21 protein-coding genes are annotated in these 18,860 nt (G+C 44.7%); 12 read left to right on the forward strand and 9 right to left on the reverse strand.

All coding sequences use genetic code 11. The features are described 5' to 3' along the window. Nucleotides 1–375: 375 nt before the first annotated feature. Nucleotides 376–1,710 (forward strand): dihydroorotase, encoded by a 1,335-nt coding sequence (locus ACTJKG_RS27210; RefSeq protein ID WP_172336670.1) that lies wholly within the window; start codon nt 376–378, stop codon nt 1,708–1,710. 181 nt (nt 1,711–1,891) lie between these two features. Here the strand turns inward: ACTJKG_RS27210 and ACTJKG_RS27215 are convergent, their stop codons facing one another. The 4 genes from ACTJKG_RS27215 to ACTJKG_RS27230 all read right to left on the reverse strand — a co-directional run bounded on the left by ACTJKG_RS27215 (nt 1,892) and on the right by ACTJKG_RS27230 (nt 4,488). After that, nucleotides 1,892–2,347 (reverse strand): GyrI-like domain-containing protein, encoded by a 456-nt coding sequence (locus tag ACTJKG_RS27215; RefSeq protein ID WP_172336669.1) that lies wholly within the window; start codon nt 2,345–2,347, stop codon nt 1,892–1,894. 93 nt (nt 2,348–2,440) lie between these two features. Continuing rightward, a complete protein-coding gene (locus ACTJKG_RS27220) occupies nt 2,441–2,863 on the reverse strand; it encodes an SRPBCC family protein (protein WP_172336668.1) in 423 nt (140 codons plus the stop codon). A gap of 19 nt (nt 2,864–2,882) precedes the next feature. Beyond that, complete coding sequence (locus ACTJKG_RS27225; RefSeq protein WP_440740982.1) at nt 2,883–3,323, reverse strand: EVE domain-containing protein; 441 nt, start codon at nt 3,321–3,323, stop codon at nt 2,883–2,885. Between the two features lie 217 nt (nt 3,324–3,540). Beyond that, entirely contained in the window at nt 3,541–4,488 is a 948-nt protein-coding gene (locus ACTJKG_RS27230) for a helix-turn-helix transcriptional regulator (protein ID WP_172336666.1), read from the reverse strand. 159 nt (nt 4,489–4,647) lie between these two features. Between ACTJKG_RS27230 and ACTJKG_RS27235 the strand changes: the two genes are divergently transcribed. The 3 genes from ACTJKG_RS27235 (at nt 4,648) to ACTJKG_RS27245 (ending at nt 7,303) form a co-directional block, all read left to right on the forward strand. Then, on the forward strand, nt 4,648–5,064 hold the full coding sequence (locus ACTJKG_RS27235) for a putative signal transducing protein (protein WP_172336665.1): 417 nt from the start codon (nt 4,648–4,650) through the stop codon (nt 5,062–5,064). A gap of 308 nt (nt 5,065–5,372) precedes the next feature. Continuing rightward, nucleotides 5,373–6,380, forward strand: a complete 1,008-nt coding sequence (locus ACTJKG_RS27240; RefSeq protein ID WP_172336664.1) for a N(4)-(beta-N-acetylglucosaminyl)-L-asparaginase — start codon at nt 5,373–5,375, stop codon at nt 6,378–6,380. A gap of 170 nt (nt 6,381–6,550) precedes the next feature. Next, a complete protein-coding gene (locus ACTJKG_RS27245; RefSeq protein ID WP_172336663.1) occupies nt 6,551–7,303 on the forward strand; it encodes a copper homeostasis protein CutC in 753 nt (250 codons plus the stop codon). A gap of 650 nt (nt 7,304–7,953) precedes the next feature. Here ACTJKG_RS27245 and ACTJKG_RS27250 read toward each other — a convergent pair. Then, nucleotides 7,954–10,791: a TolB family protein gene (locus ACTJKG_RS27250; protein WP_440740983.1), complete on the reverse strand. Its 2,838-nt coding sequence runs from the start codon at nt 10,789–10,791 to the stop codon at nt 7,954–7,956. A gap of 1,055 nt (nt 10,792–11,846) precedes the next feature. On the opposite strand from ACTJKG_RS27250, the gene ACTJKG_RS27255 reads away from it, so the two are divergent. The 4 genes from ACTJKG_RS27255 to ACTJKG_RS27270 all read left to right on the forward strand — a co-directional run bounded on the left by ACTJKG_RS27255 (nt 11,847) and on the right by ACTJKG_RS27270 (nt 13,422). Then, nucleotides 11,847–12,422, forward strand: coding sequence for an RNA polymerase sigma factor (locus tag ACTJKG_RS27255; protein ID WP_440740984.1), 576 nt, complete (start codon nt 11,847–11,849; stop codon nt 12,420–12,422). Nucleotides 12,423–12,472: 50 nt separating this feature from the next. Then, the gene (locus ACTJKG_RS27260) at nt 12,473–12,877 is read left to right on the forward strand and encodes a hypothetical protein (RefSeq protein ID WP_440740985.1); all 405 of its coding nucleotides are present in this window, start codon (nt 12,473–12,475) and stop codon (nt 12,875–12,877) included. 114 nt (nt 12,878–12,991) lie between these two features. Then, entirely contained in the window at nt 12,992–13,207 is a 216-nt protein-coding gene (locus ACTJKG_RS27265) for a hypothetical protein (RefSeq protein ID WP_440740986.1), read from the forward strand. A gap of 11 nt (nt 13,208–13,218) precedes the next feature. Beyond that, on the forward strand, nt 13,219–13,422 hold the full coding sequence (locus ACTJKG_RS27270; RefSeq protein ID WP_172336658.1) for a hypothetical protein: 204 nt from the start codon (nt 13,219–13,221) through the stop codon (nt 13,420–13,422). Nucleotides 13,423–13,427: 5 nt separating this feature from the next. On the opposite strand, the gene ACTJKG_RS27275 is transcribed toward ACTJKG_RS27270, so the two are convergent. Then, a complete protein-coding gene (locus ACTJKG_RS27275) occupies nt 13,428–13,925 on the reverse strand; it encodes a VOC family protein (protein WP_172336657.1) in 498 nt (165 codons plus the stop codon). 72 nt (nt 13,926–13,997) lie between these two features. Next, nucleotides 13,998–14,228 (reverse strand): hypothetical protein, encoded by a 231-nt coding sequence (locus tag ACTJKG_RS27280; RefSeq protein WP_172336656.1) that lies wholly within the window; start codon nt 14,226–14,228, stop codon nt 13,998–14,000. Nucleotides 14,229–14,401: 173 nt separating this feature from the next. Between ACTJKG_RS27280 and ACTJKG_RS27285 the strand changes: the two genes are divergently transcribed. The 3 genes from ACTJKG_RS27285 to ACTJKG_RS27295 all read left to right on the forward strand — a co-directional run bounded on the left by ACTJKG_RS27285 (nt 14,402) and on the right by ACTJKG_RS27295 (nt 15,939). Next, nucleotides 14,402–15,016 carry a hypothetical protein gene (locus ACTJKG_RS27285; RefSeq protein ID WP_440740987.1) on the forward strand — a complete coding sequence of 205 codons (615 nt, stop codon included), beginning with the start codon at nt 14,402–14,404 and terminating at the stop codon, nt 15,014–15,016. A gap of 13 nt (nt 15,017–15,029) precedes the next feature. After that, a complete protein-coding gene (locus tag ACTJKG_RS27290; RefSeq protein WP_172336654.1) occupies nt 15,030–15,692 on the forward strand; it encodes a Pr6Pr family membrane protein in 663 nt (220 codons plus the stop codon). A gap of 103 nt (nt 15,693–15,795) precedes the next feature. After that, nucleotides 15,796–15,939: a hypothetical protein gene (locus tag ACTJKG_RS27295; protein WP_440740988.1), complete on the forward strand. Its 144-nt coding sequence runs from the start codon at nt 15,796–15,798 to the stop codon at nt 15,937–15,939. A gap of 96 nt (nt 15,940–16,035) precedes the next feature. Here ACTJKG_RS27295 and ACTJKG_RS27300 read toward each other — a convergent pair whose 3' ends face one another. Next, nucleotides 16,036–16,233 carry a hypothetical protein gene (locus ACTJKG_RS27300; RefSeq protein ID WP_090466280.1) on the reverse strand — a complete coding sequence of 66 codons (198 nt, stop codon included), beginning with the start codon at nt 16,231–16,233 and terminating at the stop codon, nt 16,036–16,038. Between the two features lie 203 nt (nt 16,234–16,436). Then, nucleotides 16,437–17,294 (reverse strand): glycoside hydrolase family 16 protein, encoded by an 858-nt coding sequence (locus tag ACTJKG_RS27305; protein ID WP_172336652.1) that lies wholly within the window; start codon nt 17,292–17,294, stop codon nt 16,437–16,439. A 195-nt stretch (nt 17,295–17,489) separates the two neighbouring features. Between ACTJKG_RS27305 and ACTJKG_RS27310 the strand changes: the two genes are divergently transcribed. Further along, nucleotides 17,490–18,743, forward strand: a complete 1,254-nt coding sequence (locus ACTJKG_RS27310) for a metallophosphoesterase (protein WP_172336651.1) — start codon at nt 17,490–17,492, stop codon at nt 18,741–18,743. Nucleotides 18,744–18,860: the final 117 nt, after the last annotated feature.

Here is an 18,860-nt window from a genome sequence, read left to right on the forward strand (position 1 = left end):
GGATTGCCACGTCGTTCCTCCTCGCAATGACGCTCGTAGATAATTTTCGCCCCCGGCATCCCTCTCTTCGACTGCGGCTCCTTCTCTCCACGCGTCATTGCGAACGCAGTGTGGCAATCGCCGAGTAGCAGGGCCGCTCTGTAAGTAGGGGATTGCCACGTCGTTCCTCCTCGCAATGACGCTCGTAGAAAATTTCTGCCCCCTCTTTACGCCGCAGGTGAAGAGAGGGATGTCGAGCGAAGCGATGACAGGTGAGTCGATTATGCGCTATGCAAACCAGGTAGGCTTTCAATCCCAAACCAACTTTCACATTTATATCCTAAATTTGCCGCACAATAAATCCGAATTCGAACATCCAAATCCGAAATATAAAACATGTCAACAATCCTCATCAAATCAGCAACTGTAGTAAACGAAGGCCGGCAATATGTAACTGATATCCTGGTAAAAGATGGTTTTATTGAACGGATAGATTCAAACATTGATACTCCTGCCGATGAGGTGATCAATGCCGAGGGGCTGCACCTGCTACCCGGTTGTATCGACGACCAGGTGCACTTTCGCGAGCCGGGCTTAACACACAAGGCCAATATTTATTCAGAGTCGCGCGCGGCAGTAGCCGGGGGTATCACCTCCTTTATGGAAATGCCTAACACCGTACCCAACACCTTAACACAAACTTTACTGGAAGATAAATATGAGATAGCTTCGCGCAACTCGCTGGCTAACTACTCATTTTTTATGGGTGCATCCAACGATAACCTCGACGAAGTACTGCGTACCGACGCGGCCAATGTGTGTGGGGTGAAAGTATTCATGGGTTCATCAACCGGGAATATGCTGGTGGATAATCCGCGTACGCTGGATAACCTGTTTGCGCAATCGCCCATGCTGATAGCCGTGCATTGTGAGGATGAGGCCACCATCAAAAGCAACCTCAACCATTACAAACAGCTGCTGGGCGATAACCTGCCGGTGAAGCTGCACCCCAAGATCAGGAGCGCCGAGGCTTGCTACTTATCGTCATCACTGGCGGTGGAGCTGGCCAAGAAGCATAACACCAGGCTGCACATCCTGCATATTTCCACCGCGCTGGAAACGCATCTTTTCACCAATAAAATCCCGCTGAAAGATAAACGCATTACCGCCGAAGCCTGCATACATCACCTGTGGTTTAGCGATGCTGATTATGATACCAAAGGCAACTTTATTAAGTGGAACCCGGCTGTAAAAACAGCCCAGGATCGTGATGCTGTTTTAGAAGCCGTGCTCGACGGTCGCATAGATGTGATCGCTACCGACCATGCCCCGCATACGCTGGAAGAAAAGGAGCAGCCCTATCTGCAGGCACCATCCGGCGGGCCACTGGTTCAACATGCCTTACCCGCCATGCTGGAGCTGTATCATCATGATAAAATAAGCCTGGAACAGATAGCCGAAAAAATGGCGCATAACGTGGCTACCCTTTTCCGGATTGATAAGCGCGGCTTCATCCGCGAAGGCTACTGGGCCGACCTGGTACTGTTGAATTTGAATAAACCCTGGAACGTGAACAAAAGCAATATCTTATACCATTGTGGCTGGAGCCCTTTTGAAGGAACCACCTTTCGCTCGCAAATTGCCTATACTTTGGTATCGGGCAATATAGCTTACAGCAATGGAAGCTTAACTGAAGGTAAAGCTGGTAAACGTTTGAATTTTAATTATTAATAAAATTTATATTTTTCAAATACAGAACTTTCTGTAGAGGAAATAGGAAATAAAATACAAAATCCGTCATTGCGAGGAGGAACGACGTGCAATCCCCTACTTACAGAGAGGCTCTGCAAATCGGGGATTGCCACACTCCGTTCGCAATGACGCGTTGAGGTAAATTCCGGGTTCAGGTTACCTACTCCACCGCTACATAGATCTCAACCCGTGCATCTTCCTGGTTGCAGCCACTGCAACCGTATACGTCAAAATCGGCGGTGTACTTACGGTTAAGCGGTTTGTTCCAGATGTATTGCCAGGTTTCGGCTACGCGATTGGGCAACCAGCTTTTAGCCGTGAATTTCACATAGGTACCGGGGGCTACCGCCAGACTTACCAATCCCTCCGGAACATTATCCAGCGAATTTACCTTGCAGCCCAGTACCGCGGTATACGGCCCGGTATGGTCTGTTTCGTAATCTGTGTAAATACAATGCACCTCGTCGCTTACCCGGTCTTTGATCTGTGGTAAAATGTTATCGTCCATAAAGCGGCACCAGAGGTCGCCAATGTCTTTAGCCGCCTGTCCGCCCTGATTGGTTGTACGTGTGGAAATTCCCAGCAAAAAGAACCCAATCACATCTATCTTGTCCATAATTCTAATTATCACTATTTGTTATACCGGTATATAATTAATTTTATACCAAATTTTTATAACGTTTATATAAATTATTTATTTAATAAATAATTACTCGATCATTTTGCGTAATCCGTCAAAAACACCTTTCCAATTTTGCGCCGAATGCTCTTTGGCGGCTTCGTCTTTGATATTATCCTGGGTGATGGCGAGGGTGGTTACACCATCTTTTTCACTCAGGCTGTAGGTAATATCGGCATAATTTTCGGGTTTATCTTCGGTGCCGCCCATGCTGCTCCAGTAATTATATTTCACATATCTGCCCGGGTCTATCTCCAGTATGGTACCGTGATCGCGGTAGGCCTTGCCATCCCATTCGCCGCTGAATACAATAGGCTCCCCTACCCTCCAGCTCGATTCCAGTTTGGTGCCAAAAAAGTATTCTTTTACCATTTCCGGATCGGTAAGCCCCTGCCATACTTTGGCCATAGGCGCTTTAAATGTTAGCTCGATGCTTAATGTTAAATTCTTCATGATGTGAGTTTTTAATGGTTTATATCACCTCTCTTTCAGAGATGGCGGTCTTTATCATTTGCTTTTTGATCAGTTCAAAATCATGTTCGCCTATTTCCAGGAAACCAAAACGAAAGGGGTAACCCCATGATTTTTTGTTGATGATAAAATTAAGCTCATCAACCAGCGGGATGATGGGCGCCTCGGTGCTTTCATAAAACCTGATATTGCGGCGCCAGGGTATAAAATCATCAAACATTTTATGCTGATAGATCTCCTCGTCAGCGGCCTGCCCGATAGCTGTAAAAGCCTTGCAAGGCTCGGTACCGTTCATGGTTTGTTTAGGCGAATAAAATAACACCCAATCACCGGCATGTACCCTTTTTAGTGCAGCCTGCTTACCATGATTGGCCTGCATAAATCCGCCGGCTATGCCACGGGCTATATGATCTTTTGATGCTACAGTTATCCAGTACTTCATAATTAGTGAATTAATGATTTAGCGAATTAGTGATTTCATGCCTTTGTAAAAAACCACAAAAACACGACCATAAAGCCAAGTAAAGCCTTGACGTCACAAGATCTGTTCTCTTTTTCAACTCAGAATTTAAGACTTTCGACTAACGACTTTAACCTGATGGTTAGGCAAAGTAAATACGGGGGAATGACAACCTTATGTCAACAGGAAAAGTTAACGTTTAATTATTTTTTTGAACAATGGCCGCGGCTATGGTTTTAACCTGATCAATGAGTTCCTGGGGTTTTACAATTTCGGCACAATCGCCATACATCATAAACCAACGGGCAAAGCCCTCGATAGACCGCGTCAGGAAAGTCATCTCGATCTTATTGCCTACCACTTTATCGGATACAAAACCGCTGTAATATTTTTGGTAATCCAGATGGCGGGCTATCTCTTTATCTACCCGGATCAGCACCGTTTCCAGTTGCTTTTCTTTGGCCGTTTGTTCAATATAGGCTTTCAGGGTAGGATGCTTGCTATGGTTGTAAAAGGCATCGGCTATCACCGCCTTGCGCATCCTGTCGACCCGGAAATCGCGGTAATCATCACGTAAGCGGCAAAAGGCGATCAGGTGCCAGAAACCATCCGCAAAAAAAATACCTACCGGCTCTACATTTCTTTTGGTGGCCTCCTGGCTATGTGCAGCAAAATAGTCGAGCGTGAGCAGTTTTTTTTGCGCGATGCTATCCAGTATGGTCTGGATATGATCAGTATTGGCCGAGGGCTTGTGGTACTTGTTTTTCAAAACCTCTATGCTGCCATCCAGGTTTTCGAGCATATCCTTTTCAGCCGTTTTCAGAATAGCCCGTACCTTATACATGGCCGACTGATGATGCTTCATGGTGCTGGTATCCGTCATCTTCTCCACAAACTTTTCGGCGGTTAAAAAGGCGGTGGCTTCCTCGCGGGTAAACATTACGGGAGGCAAGCGGTAGCCATCCATAATGGAATATCCCACACCGGCCTCTCCCATGAGCGGGATGCCCGCTTCTTCCAGCGTTTTCACATCGCGGTAAACCGTACGCAGGCTGATATTAAAGCGCTCGGCAATATCAGAAGCTTTTACTACCCTGCGCGATTGGAGCTGTATTAAAATAGCCGAAATACGGTCGATGCGGTTCATAACTTCAAATTAAGCAAAAAACAAGCTACCTTTGATAGAATAATTCACTAAAAGAATCAAGATATAAGAATCAAGAGTCAAGATCGAACCAAAAGAAGCAATCATCCTTAGTTTTTTTCTTGATTCTTATATCTTGATTCTTATATCTATTTTAAAACCATGGCCAACCCTACAGATGATAAGATCATAACCCTCGAAACCTATTACGATGTAATGCTGGCACACCTTATGCGCACCAAGCTGGAAGATAATGGTATCCCCTGCTTTATTGCCGACGAAAATACCATAGGTGCCAATCCTTTTTATAACCAGGCTATTGGCGGCGTAAAGCTTAAGGTTTTTGAACGCGACCTGGAGCGCTGCCGCGAGATCCTGGCCACCGAAGGTGATCTGCATGACCAGGACCATATAGAAATTGATGAAGAAACCAATAACATGATCATCTGCCCGTTTTGTGCCTCAACAAACATCGGCCCGGCAGATCCGGGTAAGTTTTCTACTTTCCTTTCTGCTGTTTTTCCATTTTATAATACCAAAGCCTGGCATTGTTTTAATTGCCAGCAGGATTTTGAATAGGGGCTGGATCGGGGTGCGGGTGCGAGAGCATGGGGGGTAGGTGTGTATGAATGGTGACAGATTAGGGCTATAATACTCTTATCTGGAATATAACTTCCGCACCCGATCCGCGCAACACGATCACGATCCCCAATCCCACACCCGACTCTCGCACCCCGATCCTCGAATCAGCCTCCCGCTCTCACACTTCACTCTCGATCTCCGCATCCGGCTCCCGCACCTCGATCCTCGATCCCCGGCTCCCACACCTCACTCCCGCACTCGCTCCCACTCTCCACACGTACCCAAGTTTTTTATATATTAGCAGCATGTACAACCGTCGTAAGTTTATCAAAATGTCGGCCGCGGGCGCTTCGCTTGCCGCATTATCCAACTCCGCTGTAGCTAAAGCCATTTCGTCAACCACCGATACCAGTTTACCCGTGGTAATATCTACCTGGGATTTTGGTATCATCGCCAATAAAGGGGCCTGGAAAGTGCTTTCGGCCGGCGGTCGCGCGCTGGATGCCATTGAGGCCGGTGCACGCATCCCCGAAGAACAGGATATTACCAACCATACGGTTGGTCGTACGGGTTTGCCCGATCGCGATGGCCATGTAACGCTGGATTCCTGCATTATGGACGAGAACGGCAATTGCGGTTCGGTAGCCGCTATGGAAAACATAGCCCACCCAATTTCGGTAGCCCGTTTGGTGATGGAAAAAACCCCTCACGTGATGCTTGTAGGCGAAGGTGCCACCCAATTTGCGGTGGAGCAGGGCATGAAAAAAGAAAAACTATTGACGCCGGAGTCTGAAAAGATCTGGAAAGAATGGCTTAAAACAGCCAAATACAGTCCGGTAATGAATATCGAGAACGGTAAAAAACCGGGCGATAAATACAATCACGATACCATCGGCATGCTGGCTATTGATGCCAAGGGCAATATATCTGGCGGATGTACCACCAGCGGCATGGCCTTTAAACTGCATGGCCGTGTGGGCGATAGTCCCATCATTGGCGCGGGTTTATATGTAGATAATGAAGTAGGCGGCGCCACCTCAACCGGTGTAGGCGAAGAGGTGATCCGCAATGTGGGTAGCTTTTTAGTGGTGGAGCTGATGCGCCAGGGCTATTCGCCCGAGGATGCCTGTAAAGAGGCCGTTAAACGCATCATCAAAAAGAAACCCGAAACCGCCAAGCAGATCCAGGTAGGCTTTTTAGCTATCAACAAAAAAGGCGAATACGGTGCATACGCCATACAAAGCGGCTTTTCCTTCGCGGTTTGCAACGCGCAGCAACAGGATTTGCTGATTAAAGGAAAGAGCTTTTATTGATTTGATAGTTCATGGTTCATAGTTCATGGTTCATGGTAGGAAATTTATCCGTAGTTCATGGATCATAGTAAATTTAAGCCGGTCAGGGGTACTCCAGGTACTATGAACCATGATCTATGAACCATCAACTATGGACTATAATACACGACTAACGATAATCTTAACCAACTATGATTAAACCCGTTACTCTTGAAGTTTGCGCTAATTCGGTAACATCGGCACTGGCAGCCCAGGAGGGCGGCGCTGTGCGGGTAGAGCTTTGCGAAAATTTAAAAGAAGGTGGTACCACTCCCTCGCATGGGCAAATACTAATGGCCCGCAGCTTACTGCACATTAAATTATATGTATTGATCCGGCCGCGGGGCGGCGATTTTCTGTATTCCGACCTGGAATATCAGATCATGATGGCCGATATCCGGTATTGTATCGACGCAGGCTGCGATGGCGTAGTGATCGGCATACTGAATGCCGACGGCTCTATCGATACCGAACGCTGCCTGGAAATGGTACGCCTGGCACGCCAATGGGGCTTAGGTGTTACCTTTCACCGTGCTTTTGATATGTGCGCCAACCTGGATAAAGCACTTGAAGAGATCATCGAAATGGGCTGCGAACGCATCCTTACTTCGGGCGGTAAAAGCACCGCCATGGAGGGCGCTACGGTGATCAATCACCTGGTACAAAAAGCGGCGGGTCGTATCAGCATTATGCCGGGCAGCGGTGTAAGCGAGGCCAACGTGGCCGATCTGGTACACTTTACCGGCGTAACCGAAGTACATTCATCGGCACGCACCAGCGTACAAAGCAAAATGCAATACAAAAACGACCATATCCTGATGAGCAACGAACCCGGCGATGAATACAGCATTGACCTCACCAGCGTTGACAGGGTAAAAAAACTGGTAGAGCTGGCCAATAGCTGAGGGGATGGAATCATGAGGTTAGAGGCAAGAATTAAGATAAAAATATCACTGTCCTTGCGCTCATTGGAAGACATAAGCCCGTTGTCATTTCGAACGAGGAACGAGGAGAAATTTTATAAAATTTGTAGTTAAAGCTTTGCATCGCGTATAAGATTTCTCTTTCGCACAACGCTCAACCCTGTCCCTGCTCTATCGAAATGGCTTTTTTATATTTTTTTGAAATCAAACGAAGCATTTCCAATTCCTTCCCCACGGGAAGGGCGCGATCAGCATAAGCCTAAAGGCAGGGAGGGGTTTAACCGCTTGCAAAGAAACCCCTTCCTCCCCTTCCCAAGGGAAGGAATCGCACAGGCTCTGGCTTCTTCTTCAAACCCAAAAATGCTTTTTTCAGTTCCCCTCTTGAGAGGGGGCGCGTAAGTTTGTGTAATGGCAGGGGTGTGTTCATGAAGCGAAAAAACCCCCGCTCCCGCGAGTTTTCAACTCGTGGGTTACATGGCTCAGCTTTCAGCTGATTGGCCAAAGGAAGCTGAAAGCTTCAAACATGCATCCCACGGGATACACTACGTTAATCCCGCAGTAGCGAAAAGGGGAATCACACAAAGCACTGGCTTTTCCTCAATCACTAATTCACTAACTCACTAATCCACTAATTAAAAAAACGTCACCGGTAAAACCAATTCTATCCTATTCCTGCCCGTGCCGCCGAAAAAGTCATCATCCAATAACCTGCTGTACCTGATGCCAAACGAGATGCTGTTCTGATTAAAGAATTTGGTATCAAAAAACACTCCAGCTCCGGTCGACCGGAAGTTTTGTTTAAAGCTGGCGCCATTAGTAAAAAAGTTATCGGAAGTGGCCCGGGTATAGTCAAAAAACAGCTGTCCCCGTAAACGCAGCAGGTATACGATGTTGCCAAAACCAGCGTCGGGATAGGCAAAAGGAAAATGGTAATTAAGCCCAACCTTATTCATATCATCCAGGCTTTCGGCAGTGTAACCCTTACTGAATGGGAAATCGTTCGAGAAACCGATCACGTTATTCTTGCCTTTTTGCTGATGCGCTACATTGACTACGAAGCTGTGATTGGTTGCCAGTCCCGGGAAATAGAACGAACCCTGCGCCAGCAATTGGGTGGCCGCCCCGCCTGATACCCCGGCTTTATAATTGAGGCTGATGCTTTGTGCCAGCATGGGGTATATATTTTGCCTGGCCACCAAACCCTGGTTGCTGAAGGAGATATAATTGTTCAGATAAGCATAATCCCTGTCCTTGAACCGAACGGCATTACCCTGCTGAAAGCGTGTTTGGTTATAATACAGGTCGCTGCCAAAAGTAAGGCCGGTAGTATGCTTGCCCGCGCTGAAGTTGAGCGGAACTTGGAGCCCACCATGTATGGATGTTTCATTCCAGTACACATAGCTGCCCTTATAAAACTGACGGCGATCAAGCGTGTAATCAACCCCGGCAGATATATAAGGATATAAAGCGCCATAGATGGCCTCGAAGCCAAATTGCTTATAGCCCTCGTTACGGTTATAATCAAAGGATATCTGCGACTGGAAAGTATTCAGCACGTTTTCGCCGGTAATAGCGAAGGAATAATTCGGGTCGCTGATGTTGGGGATGATGCTGTGGAAATTAAACAAACCATGCCCTTTGGAATAAGGTGTAACCGGCAGCGGCTTATCCACCACCTCGGCCAGCATATCGGCCGATGAATCGCGGCCCAACGCGCTAATCCCCATCGCAGGCAAATGACGTACATACTGCGGACCGGCATCAATCCATTTCAGTTCCTTTTTGTTCACCTCGTTAATCTGGTAGCCAAACGCGGTAAAACCAACCCAGGCCAGTTTGCTATTACCTACCGCAGGCTGATAATGACCTATGCCGGTATCATGACCGGTAGGCAGCAACTCATAGCATTGGTTATTCTTTAGTTTCAATACAAACAGGCGATCGTTCACATCCTCGGTTTGGGTAAAGTATACATCGTCATTTTTAACCGTGGTAAAACCAATAGGGCGATAACTGAAAGGCACCAGGAATTTAGCGCTCCCGGTGGCGATATCGATTAGCGCCAGCGTCATTTTACCCTGCGGGTCACGTACCGCGGCAATCAGCTTGTCATCGCCATAAAATTGCGGGTAGGTATAAAACAAATGCTGCGGATTGGGCAATACTTTGATCAGTTCGCCATCGGTGTTTAACAAATGCAGCTCGCTTGCCCCCGAAGTAGCCACCTGCGACACAACAATACGTTTACCATCGGGACTAAAAGCGGGCGAAAAATATTTTGTTTTTCGGGTGATGCGATGCTCCTTGCCGCTGGCAATATCCAGGATCATCAACTCGCTGTAATTGCGGTAACCCCAGCGCGCATCCGGGCGGTAAGTGGCATAAACCACCTTGCCGTCATGATAATTAAAGTAATTATCTAACGATGACGACCGCGTGCTGATCTTGCGCTCCCGGTTACCCGTACGGATCACAAAAGCCGGGATATGATCATACGGGCTTTTCATGTAAATGAGCGTACTATCATTAATATAGGCGGGATACTCCCTGTCGGCATCAAAATGTTTGGCTTTGGTGGCTGGCGTTTTATCATCATCCTTAAACACCTCTTTAAAATGATTGAGCCCGTTATTGGTAAAAGTTTTAAAATCAGTACCGGTGTATTTATTGATGGCCCGTTGAAAAGGATAAAATCCTCCTTTAAAAGCTGCGGCATCATGCGTTACCTTTTTCCAGAGGTTATCGCCATATTTTTCGCGCCCGTAAGATACCAGCATATAACCCAGTGGGTAATGATCGGGCGTATAATCAAGGTACGATCCATTACGCAGCTTCATGAAGCTGTAATCACGGTCGGCCGCCCAAAGGGCCCGGTAGCCATTAAAAAACCAGGGCAGCCGCCCACGGCCCTGTCCGCTTACATGAGTTTCGTTAAATACGGCATCACCCTCAAAAAACCAGTTGGGTACGCTCAGGTCGTTGCCCAGTGCCTGCCCGCCTTCACCAAAAAGAATATGCAGCACATGCGAAACACCCACATTAAAATTATTATACTGCTGCACGTGCCTAAACTCGTGAATGGCCAACTGTTGTGCCCAGGGCAAACTGCCAATATCAAAGCTATTTTGCTCGGGCGTTAAAAAAAATTCGCTCCTAAAAGGCGCTAACCCCACATAGCCATTGGCAATAGTGGTTTGGTTTTGCAGCACAATGCTTACCTGCTTTTGCTTAGCGCCAATGGTAGGCTTAATAAGCCCGTTCATTTGTTGTATGATGTTAGCCACCCTCAACCCCGCCGAATCCATCCCCGTCGGGAAAATAATGCGCGCCGCCGGCGTATTTACCTGCTTCCACTTGATCGATGGCGGATTGCCCCCAAACTCCTGCGAGCGGGCAACAGTAGCGGTAAATAATAGCGCAGGCAGCAGTAATATTTGTAAGTTTTTTTTAACGGCGGGGTAGTTTTTCATAGGTTGGCTCAAAGTAAGCACAATTTGCAATTTAAACAACAGCCTCACCCCAACCCTCCCCAAAGGAGAGGGAGCTAAAAATCTGCATTTGTCATCCTGAGCGCAGCGATGGATCTGTCTTAACCATGATTCATTTGCGCTTTTGTCTTGATTCTTGTCTCTTGGTTCTCGCCTCCAAATAATGGCGTTACCTTCGGCCCGCGCTATCCGCTCATACGCCACCAGGCCTTAGCCATGGGCCGGTATCCGCTGCTATGGCTAACGCTTTTTTAATTATTGAATTAGTGAATTAGTGATTTCTGAACCTTGATTTTTCGGATTAAAGGATTACATGATTTCTTTTATTTTCTCCGTCAGCAGATAAGCTTCGGGCGAAAGCGGACAGAACAATGGTGGCCCGGCGCGGTTGCAAGGGCATAGCGAACCTTACCCGAAGCCTGGGTAATGTGAGCGAACGAAGTGGAGGTAAGGTTTAGCAGTCCGTGGTTCTGCCCGGTTTGCAGAGCAAGGGCCATGTGCGGCAAAGAAGCATTTCTGCTGACAGCCTTTTTGGTTACTTGTGGCGACAAACGGCGAAGCCTTCTTGAGTACCAAAAAAAACAAACCACAACGAAAAACGTGACTGGCCCTCCCGCGGCCAAGAGCGAGTATACGATAAGCCAAGTCTTTTGACGTCAATTTTATCCCTCCAAAAAAAATCGTTATATTTGTATACACCACAGCCCGGTTTCCCGAAATAAAGAGGAACCGGGCTGTTTATTTAACGGAAAAACAAGCCCAAAAATCAATAGTTTTTCATTTAGTTATTTGAAAATCAATAATCTAATACTTTTTAAAGTTTCAAAAACACGTCAAAAAACGCGCTAAAATTTGTTAAAAAGTGTTAAAATGAGGTTTTTTTGATCAATTTTAAGCTCTTTTCACCCCGTTTTGAGCAGAAATTTGTTAAAATTTAAGGTTTAAAAAGTTTTTTGGCACCACTATTTATTTTCCTAAAAATAATTTAAAATGTTTTTAACACTCAATCGTCTTTATCTTTAAAGGAGTGAAAAAAATTGATAACCGCCATAATGCCCGACGATAAGAACAGCCAAATTATACATACCATTAAAGCGTATGGTAAAAGCCTGTTGGGTTTTATTCGCCGGAGGGTAAAGAACGATGCCGATGCCGAAGACATTCTGCAGGATGTCTGGTACCAGTTTAGTTCGGTGATCAATTCAGAACCTATTGAACAAACCAGCGCCTGGCTTTACCGGGTAGCCCGCAATAAAATAACCGATAAGCATAAAAAAAAGACGGAAACCCTGCTGGATGATATGCTTACCGGCGGCGAGGAAGATGAAGAGGGCACAGCCGATTTTAAGGCTATCCTGTTCACCGAAACCAGCACCCCCGAAACGGAATACCTGCGCAACCTGTTTTGGGACCAGCTATTTATTGCGCTTAACGAGCTGCCCAACGAGCAAAAAGATGTATTTGTATGGCACGAACTGGACGACATGTCGTTCCAGGAAATTGCCGACATCACAGGCGAAAAAATGCAAACCCTGGTATCGCGCAAACGATACGCGGTGCTGCATCTGCGTAAACGCTTACAACAGTTGTATAAAGAAATAACAGAATATTAAAGGGTGACGTGTATAATACCCGTCGCACAAAAAAATTAAAGATTAAGAAAATGAGAAAAGTATTTTATAGAGGGCGTTTTATATTTATCCCACTGGCAGTCGCCGCCTTCCTGTCGCTCATCAGCTTTGTAGTGATGCAGTTGTGGAACAATTTATTACCCGATATTTTACACCTGGGTACTATTACCTTCTGGCAAGCCATGGGCATATTTATTCTATGTAAACTATTGTTTGGCTTTGGCAAAGGAGGTGGACGCCCTGGCTGGGGTGGCGGTGGCGGATTTATGAAAGCCCGCATGGCCGAACGCTTTAAAAATATGAGCCCCGAGCAACAGGAGAAATTCAAAGCCAAAATGCGCGACCGTATGTGCAACTGGAATGATCGCGGCGGCCCGGGCTTTGGAAAATTTGACAGTGAATGGAACGACTTTAAAACTGAAGAGGAAAAGAAGTAAATGGTGAATAGTAGTGAGTAGTGAGTGATCTCAAATTGATAGAAAACAATTTACATCCATTCACTACTCACCACTTACTAATCCACTAAATCAATAATTCAATAATTAAAAAAGATGGATGTACTGGTATTTTCAACAAGCGTTAAGGAACAAAAACAGGTAAGCAAAGTAGGTACCTTGCTTACCAAAATTCCGGCTATCGCTCAATGGAGTTTTGATCTGGAAGACTGTGATAATATATTGCGAATAGTAGCCAGCGGCATATCTCCCAAATACGTTGAAACGCTTTTGCAAAAGGCAGGCATCCAGTGCCAGGAACTTACCTACTGAATAACTCAATCATGACAAACGCACAGGAACGAAAGGTTATCCGGTGGATACATATTATTCTGAGCATTCCGGTAGTTGGTTATATCTACGGTCCTGTAGCTTCACTTCCCCATGCTTCAGCAGCGGTTAAATGGATCTTTTTTCCAGTAATTGTATTGTCGGGCTTTTGGTTGTGGAAGGGGCATTGGTTTAAAAAACAGCTTAAAAAACTTTAAGATCCCTATTTCGACTTTGCCGGGCTATTGATCTCTATCCAATATCCGTCAGGATCCTGAAAATAAAGTTGCAGTACACCATCAGGCCGTAAAGTTGGTTCCTTGCTATCACCCTTCCAGTTACCATAAGGAATATGTAACTCATCAAGCTTTTTGGCAAACTCTTTAACGGAGCCTACAGCAAAGCAAAGATGCTCGGTGATGTCATGTTTATAGCTGCAATTACCTTGTATAGCATGTAGTTTTACATGATTACCCAGGCTGTACCATTGGTGCAGGGTATCGGCAAAAGGATTGGGTACCTTTTGCAGGTGCATTACCTCGGTATAAAAGGCGGTACTTTTTTTAAGGTCGCGTACGCAAATGGCAATATGGTCAACTACCGGGGCAGCGTCCGTTGCGGTTTGAGCCTGGCAAAAACAAGGTAAAATAAATGTTGCCAGCAAGATTGCCCATTTTAACCTATCTGCTATAATGCCACTTAAATTCAGAAAAATGTTCATGTGAAGTTTTGGTTTTAGAGCCTAAAGATATAGGTTTAAACGAAGTGACGGCTAAAGTCAGCAAATTGTTACTTAGCAGGATACCTGAGGATTAAAATCACGACAGGGTACATAATACACAGAATTGTTGCGGTTCCAGTCCTCTATATCGATCAACCCGGAGCGGGTCTGATAATGCCTGTCGTCATTAGGACATTTAACCACATACAAGCCCGCCTCGGCAGCCTTGATCACCGGCCGTGCCCCGCATACCTTGCAAAGTTTGCAGTGGATAGATTTAGGTATGGTCAAATAGACATTCATAGCGTTTTTACAGGCAATATCCTGATGCAGTTACGTTCGTACTCTAATTTACAGCATAAAATGGATTATAGTGGAAAGCATTTTATTCATTTATTTGACTATTGCAATTACGCTTTGTTGAAATGTGTTTGGGCATCACTTTCTTTTATTATATTTAAAATCATTTAAACTTTATGCAACCCTCCTTAGAACAATTAGCGATTACCTATAAGAACCTACCCGCCGATAAACTTATACGTCTGGCAGTTACCGATGCAGCCGGCTTAAGACCGGAGGCCCTTGAATTACTAAAAGCCGAAATAAAAGGCCGTGGACTGGATGATGGTATTCTCCGGGGTATAGATGTGCAGCTAAATCATATAGATGACAGCCAGTTAAATAACTACCTTGCCCTTGTACGTAATCAGGCCTGCCCTACCTGCGGTGATCAATCGCAACAACTTAATGCAGTTTTAAGCACTACTGTTATTAGCGCTATTATATTCACACACTACAAAAAAGCATTTTCAATTGGCTGCCCTACTTGTTTAAAAAGGGCAAATCAGAAGGCGACTTTAAAAACAGCGTTGTTAGGCTGGTGGGGGCTTCCCTGGGGAATTATACGTACGCCCCAGGCTTTGATATCTAACACAAAGACCAACAAACGAATAAATACAGGCGAACCCACACCTATTTTGGTGGACTTTATAAAGAATAATATCGGTATTATTGAAAGCATCAAAAACAACGATCAATCTTTACAGGTTATGCTAACTAACCTGAACAACAAACAGCATTACAATAAATAGCACATCATCAAACATGGAGCAAACCGCCACCCAATACCAAGCCGGTAAACCTGCAAGCATTTACGCAGCAGGTGCAGGATTAGTTGTATGGTTTGCATTGATCTTACAGTTTAGTATATCGGTACCAGCTTATATACAAACAGGTCATAGCTGGGCAGGTGCTATTATACAAATACTTAGTTTTTTCACTATTCAAAGTAATCTGCTGGCTGGTGTTTGTTTGTGGGCCTTATTATTACAACCATCAAACACGCTGTACATTTTTTTTTCAAGAGGGTATGTTATAGCTGGTATCTGTCTGTATATCATCATAGTTGGTCTGGTATACAATATCATACTGCGCAGCCTATGGCACCCCGCCGGTTTATTTAAGTTGGCCGATGAGCTACTGCACTCTGTAAATCCATTATTATTTGTTATTTACTGGTTGTTTTTTACACAGAAGACAAAGCTAAAGTGGACACAGTCGGTAAACTGGCTTTTGTTCCCATTTATATACCTCATATATACACTTAGCCGCGGAGCAATAACGCGGTCTTATCCATACCCTTTTATTGATGTGGTTAAACTGGGATATGGCCGGGTGCTTATTAATTCTGTAGTACTATTAATTGTTTTTTTAGCACTTGGTCTCCTGCTCATTTTTGTAACCCGGCTGTTCAAACGTCGTATATGAACCAATACTCACCAAGTAACATTAGTATGACTAAAGCCTGATATTTAAACATTTACAGATTGGGAGTGTTGATTTTATAACACCTATTTAAAACGTAAGTATTATGAAAACTTCCATATCCAGGTCTATAGCGCTGCTTATATTAGCGGCAATGGCCTTTACCAGTTGTTCGGCTGAATATCGTGAAAGAAGAAGGCACCGCCATGATCATGATGTAGTTCATGAACGTGTTATTTACAGAAACTAATGATATATGTATAAAAAGGAGAAGCCCGGCTTGATAGCCGGGCTTCTCCTTTTTATGGTGTATTAACTTTTAAAATTTATATTAAAATATGGGTGTTTAATCGTTCCATAGATAATTTTTATGTACCGATTTAGCCAGTTTATTTTGGATAAAAAAATCTTCTTTTTGTAAACACTCATTGGTGTGTATATCTTCGTCGGCGTTAATTTTTATTACGCTGCCTGCTACTTGTTCAACTATACTTGATAAAGTATGTACTTCGTTGTCGGGGATCTGAATTGTTAATATGGCCATAATAGTAGATGTTTGATGTTGATGTTTGATATTCAAAAATATGCAATTGCTATTTAGGCAATGTTTAAAAAAAGTAAAATTAGAGCCATAATTTGATGACAATTTTACATTTTTTGCATTTTATAACTCAAACGTTCCATCCAAGGCATGTATTATGTTTGCTGCAACTTTGTTACCCTTCTTTAACAATTTTTAACAACAAATTACTCCTTACCCGTGGTAACCAGCACCCAATCAACAAATACTTTGGCCTGGCCAGCTTTTATCTTGTCAACGGTACTTGCAGACATCCCATAATAGGGTTTGGTAACCTTATTATATCCGCCCGGATATCCTCCACCCAAAGCAAAATTAAGGATGATGAACTTTTTGTTATCAAAAGCCCAGCGGCCATATTTTTCGACCATAGATTTAGTCACAGTATAAGTTACTTTACCGTCAACTTTAAACACCAGGCTGGATGGACTCCAGTCAACAGAATAAATATGCCATTGCGTAACATCTGTACCACCCTCAAAATGTGCCCGATAAGCCAACGGCGTATTACCAAAATAGTTGGGACCGTGTAAGGCATGGCTCACCCAACTGGAATCTCCCACGGTTTCCATCATATCTATCTCACCGCAATCGGGCCATTTACCATTACCCAATGCCCAAAATGCAGGCCATAAGCCGGCGCCGGCGGTCATTTTCATCCGTGCCGAAGCAGTACCATAGGTAAATTCCATTTTGCTTCGTGTATTTATCCGGCCCGATATAAAATCATACTTTTTTTGCTCCTTGCTGGTAAAACCGGGTTTGTACAAGGCTTTAAGCACTAATGCTCCGTTCACCGCTCCCTCCGCATCCTTCCCTTTTACCATGTATATAGTAGCAGCCGAATCAACATAAGCTTGTTGTTCGTCATTTACGGTATGGCCGGTAACCTCCACATTCCATTTGCTCCTGTTGAGACTTTGTTCATTAAAATCCTCAAAAAATACAGTGTCAGTTTTAATTTGCTGGGCGTTGGCGTGCAAGGCCATCGACAGGCCGGCCAATAGTAGATAATATAATTTCATTATGCTGTTTAATTAAGGCTAAAATACTGAGTTAGATTCAAGAGACAAGGATCAGGAGTCAAGAAAAAAATATTAGTTTTTGGTAATGTCATTGTATTGATTCTTGGCTTTTGCTTTTTGATTCTAATACTTTGGCCCTTAATTCTTGATTCCAATCCACTTCTTTTTTTAAATTGCAGGCTTATACCTATTTATATGCACGGCAGCGGTTTCTTAAAAGTATTTCTTATTATTTCGGCCATCAGTTTGTTGTTCGATTGGTATATTTTTTCCGGCCTTAAAACACTAAGCTCCGATTGGCAATCGCCGCTATGGCGTAACATTATGCTGTTTGGCTACCTGTTCATTGCAGTTGGTGTTGTCGCTTTATTCCTCATCGGTTTTGGCAGTTTTAGCACGGCCAACGGTATGCGCCCCTTTCATGAGTGGATACTGAGTTTGTTTCTCACATTCTTTATAACCAAGCTTGTATTTGTTATAGTTTTATCCCTGGGCGATCTGGGGCGGTTTATTATTGGCCTGTTTAACCTTGCCAGCCGTTCTGGTCGTGAACCTGCATTCCCTGCCCGTCGTAAATTTATCAGTGAAATAGCCGTGCTGGTTGCCGCAATCCCCTTCTCGTCTATGTTTTATGCCATGTTTAAGGGTAAATATGACTATAAACTTCACCGCACCACGCTTTACTTTGACGATCTGCCGGATGCTTTTAATGGCTTTACGATAACCCAGCTATCAGACATCCACTCTGGTAGTTTTGACAATACCGAAGCCATGCAGCGGGGTATTGATATGGCCAAAGCTCAAAAAAGCGACTTATTTGTTTTTACCGGCGATCTGGTTAATAATGCTGCCTTTGAAATTGAACCTTACATTGACCGTTTTAGCCAGATCAAGGCGCCGTACGGCCAATTTTCGATACTGGGAAATCACGATTATGGCGATTATATCCACTGGGATAGTGAGCAGGCGAAAGCTGCCAATCTGGATAAATTAAAACAACATCACCATACGCTAGGTTATCGCCTGCTATTGGACGAGAATGTAACCATCGAAAAAGATGGTCAAAAAATATCGCTCATTGGCATACAAAACTGGGGGCGCGGTTTTATACAGATCGGCGATCTGAACAAAGCGCTGCGAGGTGTACCCAAAGATGCTTTCAAGATATTATTGTCTCATGACCCAACGCATTGGGAAGAACAGGTTAGATATAACGAAACCAATATTCACCTCACCCTTTCCGGTCATACCCACGGAGCGCAGTTTGGTGTCGAAATTCCGGGATTTAGATGGAGCCCTGTAAAATACCGCTATCTGGATTGGGCAGGCCTTGCAAACGAAAAAGACCGGTATTTGTATGTAAACCGTGGTTTTGGCTTCCTGGCATTCTCGGGCCGATTGGGCATATGGCCGGAAGTTACCGTTATTGAATTGCGAAAAAAGGCATAGGCAAATCCGACGCTATTTCTTACCGGGCCGGGACATACTTTTAATGGCCCCTATTATCAAAGATATACCTAAACGCATCTAAACCTGGTTAAAAAAAAGACAAAGGCATCAAAATAT

This window comes from Mucilaginibacter sp. 22184 (assembly GCF_052045695.1).
Classification (GTDB): domain Bacteria; phylum Bacteroidota; class Bacteroidia; order Sphingobacteriales; family Sphingobacteriaceae; genus Mucilaginibacter.

Coding starts and splice junctions, on each gene's coding strand:
- ACTJKG_RS27265 (WP_440740986.1), top strand. CDS start 12,992: ATGGATGTACTGGTATTTTCAACAAGCGTTAAGGAACAAAAACAGGTA.
- ACTJKG_RS27215 (WP_172336669.1), bottom strand. CDS start 2,347: ATGGACAAGATAGATGTGATTGGGTTCTTTTTGCTGGGAATTTCCACA.
- ACTJKG_RS27240 (WP_172336664.1), top strand. CDS start 5,373: ATGTACAACCGTCGTAAGTTTATCAAAATGTCGGCCGCGGGCGCTTCG.
- ACTJKG_RS27220 (WP_172336668.1), bottom strand. CDS start 2,863: ATGAAGAATTTAACATTAAGCATCGAGCTAACATTTAAAGCGCCTATG.
- ACTJKG_RS27310 (WP_172336651.1), top strand. CDS start 17,490: ATGCACGGCAGCGGTTTCTTAAAAGTATTTCTTATTATTTCGGCCATC.
- ACTJKG_RS27210 (WP_172336670.1), top strand. CDS start 376: ATGTCAACAATCCTCATCAAATCAGCAACTGTAGTAAACGAAGGCCGG.
- ACTJKG_RS27235 (WP_172336665.1), top strand. CDS start 4,648: ATGGCCAACCCTACAGATGATAAGATCATAACCCTCGAAACCTATTAC.
- ACTJKG_RS27295 (WP_440740988.1), top strand. CDS start 15,796: ATGAAAACTTCCATATCCAGGTCTATAGCGCTGCTTATATTAGCGGCA.
- ACTJKG_RS27230 (WP_172336666.1), bottom strand. CDS start 4,488: ATGAACCGCATCGACCGTATTTCGGCTATTTTAATACAGCTCCAATCG.
- ACTJKG_RS27270 (WP_172336658.1), top strand. CDS start 13,219: ATGACAAACGCACAGGAACGAAAGGTTATCCGGTGGATACATATTATT.
- ACTJKG_RS27290 (WP_172336654.1), top strand. CDS start 15,030: ATGGAGCAAACCGCCACCCAATACCAAGCCGGTAAACCTGCAAGCATT.
- ACTJKG_RS27280 (WP_172336656.1), bottom strand. CDS start 14,228: ATGAATGTCTATTTGACCATACCTAAATCTATCCACTGCAAACTTTGC.
- ACTJKG_RS27300 (WP_090466280.1), bottom strand. CDS start 16,233: ATGGCCATATTAACAATTCAGATCCCCGACAACGAAGTACATACTTTA.
- ACTJKG_RS27285 (WP_440740987.1), top strand. CDS start 14,402: ATGCAACCCTCCTTAGAACAATTAGCGATTACCTATAAGAACCTACCC.
- ACTJKG_RS27260 (WP_440740985.1), top strand. CDS start 12,473: ATGAGAAAAGTATTTTATAGAGGGCGTTTTATATTTATCCCACTGGCA.
- ACTJKG_RS27275 (WP_172336657.1), bottom strand. CDS start 13,925: ATGAACATTTTTCTGAATTTAAGTGGCATTATAGCAGATAGGTTAAAA.
- ACTJKG_RS27250 (WP_440740983.1), bottom strand. CDS start 10,791: ATGAAAAACTACCCCGCCGTTAAAAAAAACTTACAAATATTACTGCTG.
- ACTJKG_RS27305 (WP_172336652.1), bottom strand. CDS start 17,294: ATGAAATTATATTATCTACTATTGGCCGGCCTGTCGATGGCCTTGCAC.
- ACTJKG_RS27245 (WP_172336663.1), top strand. CDS start 6,551: ATGATTAAACCCGTTACTCTTGAAGTTTGCGCTAATTCGGTAACATCG.
- ACTJKG_RS27225 (WP_440740982.1), bottom strand. CDS start 3,323: ATGAAGTACTGGATAACTGTAGCATCAAAAGATCATATAGCCCGTGGC.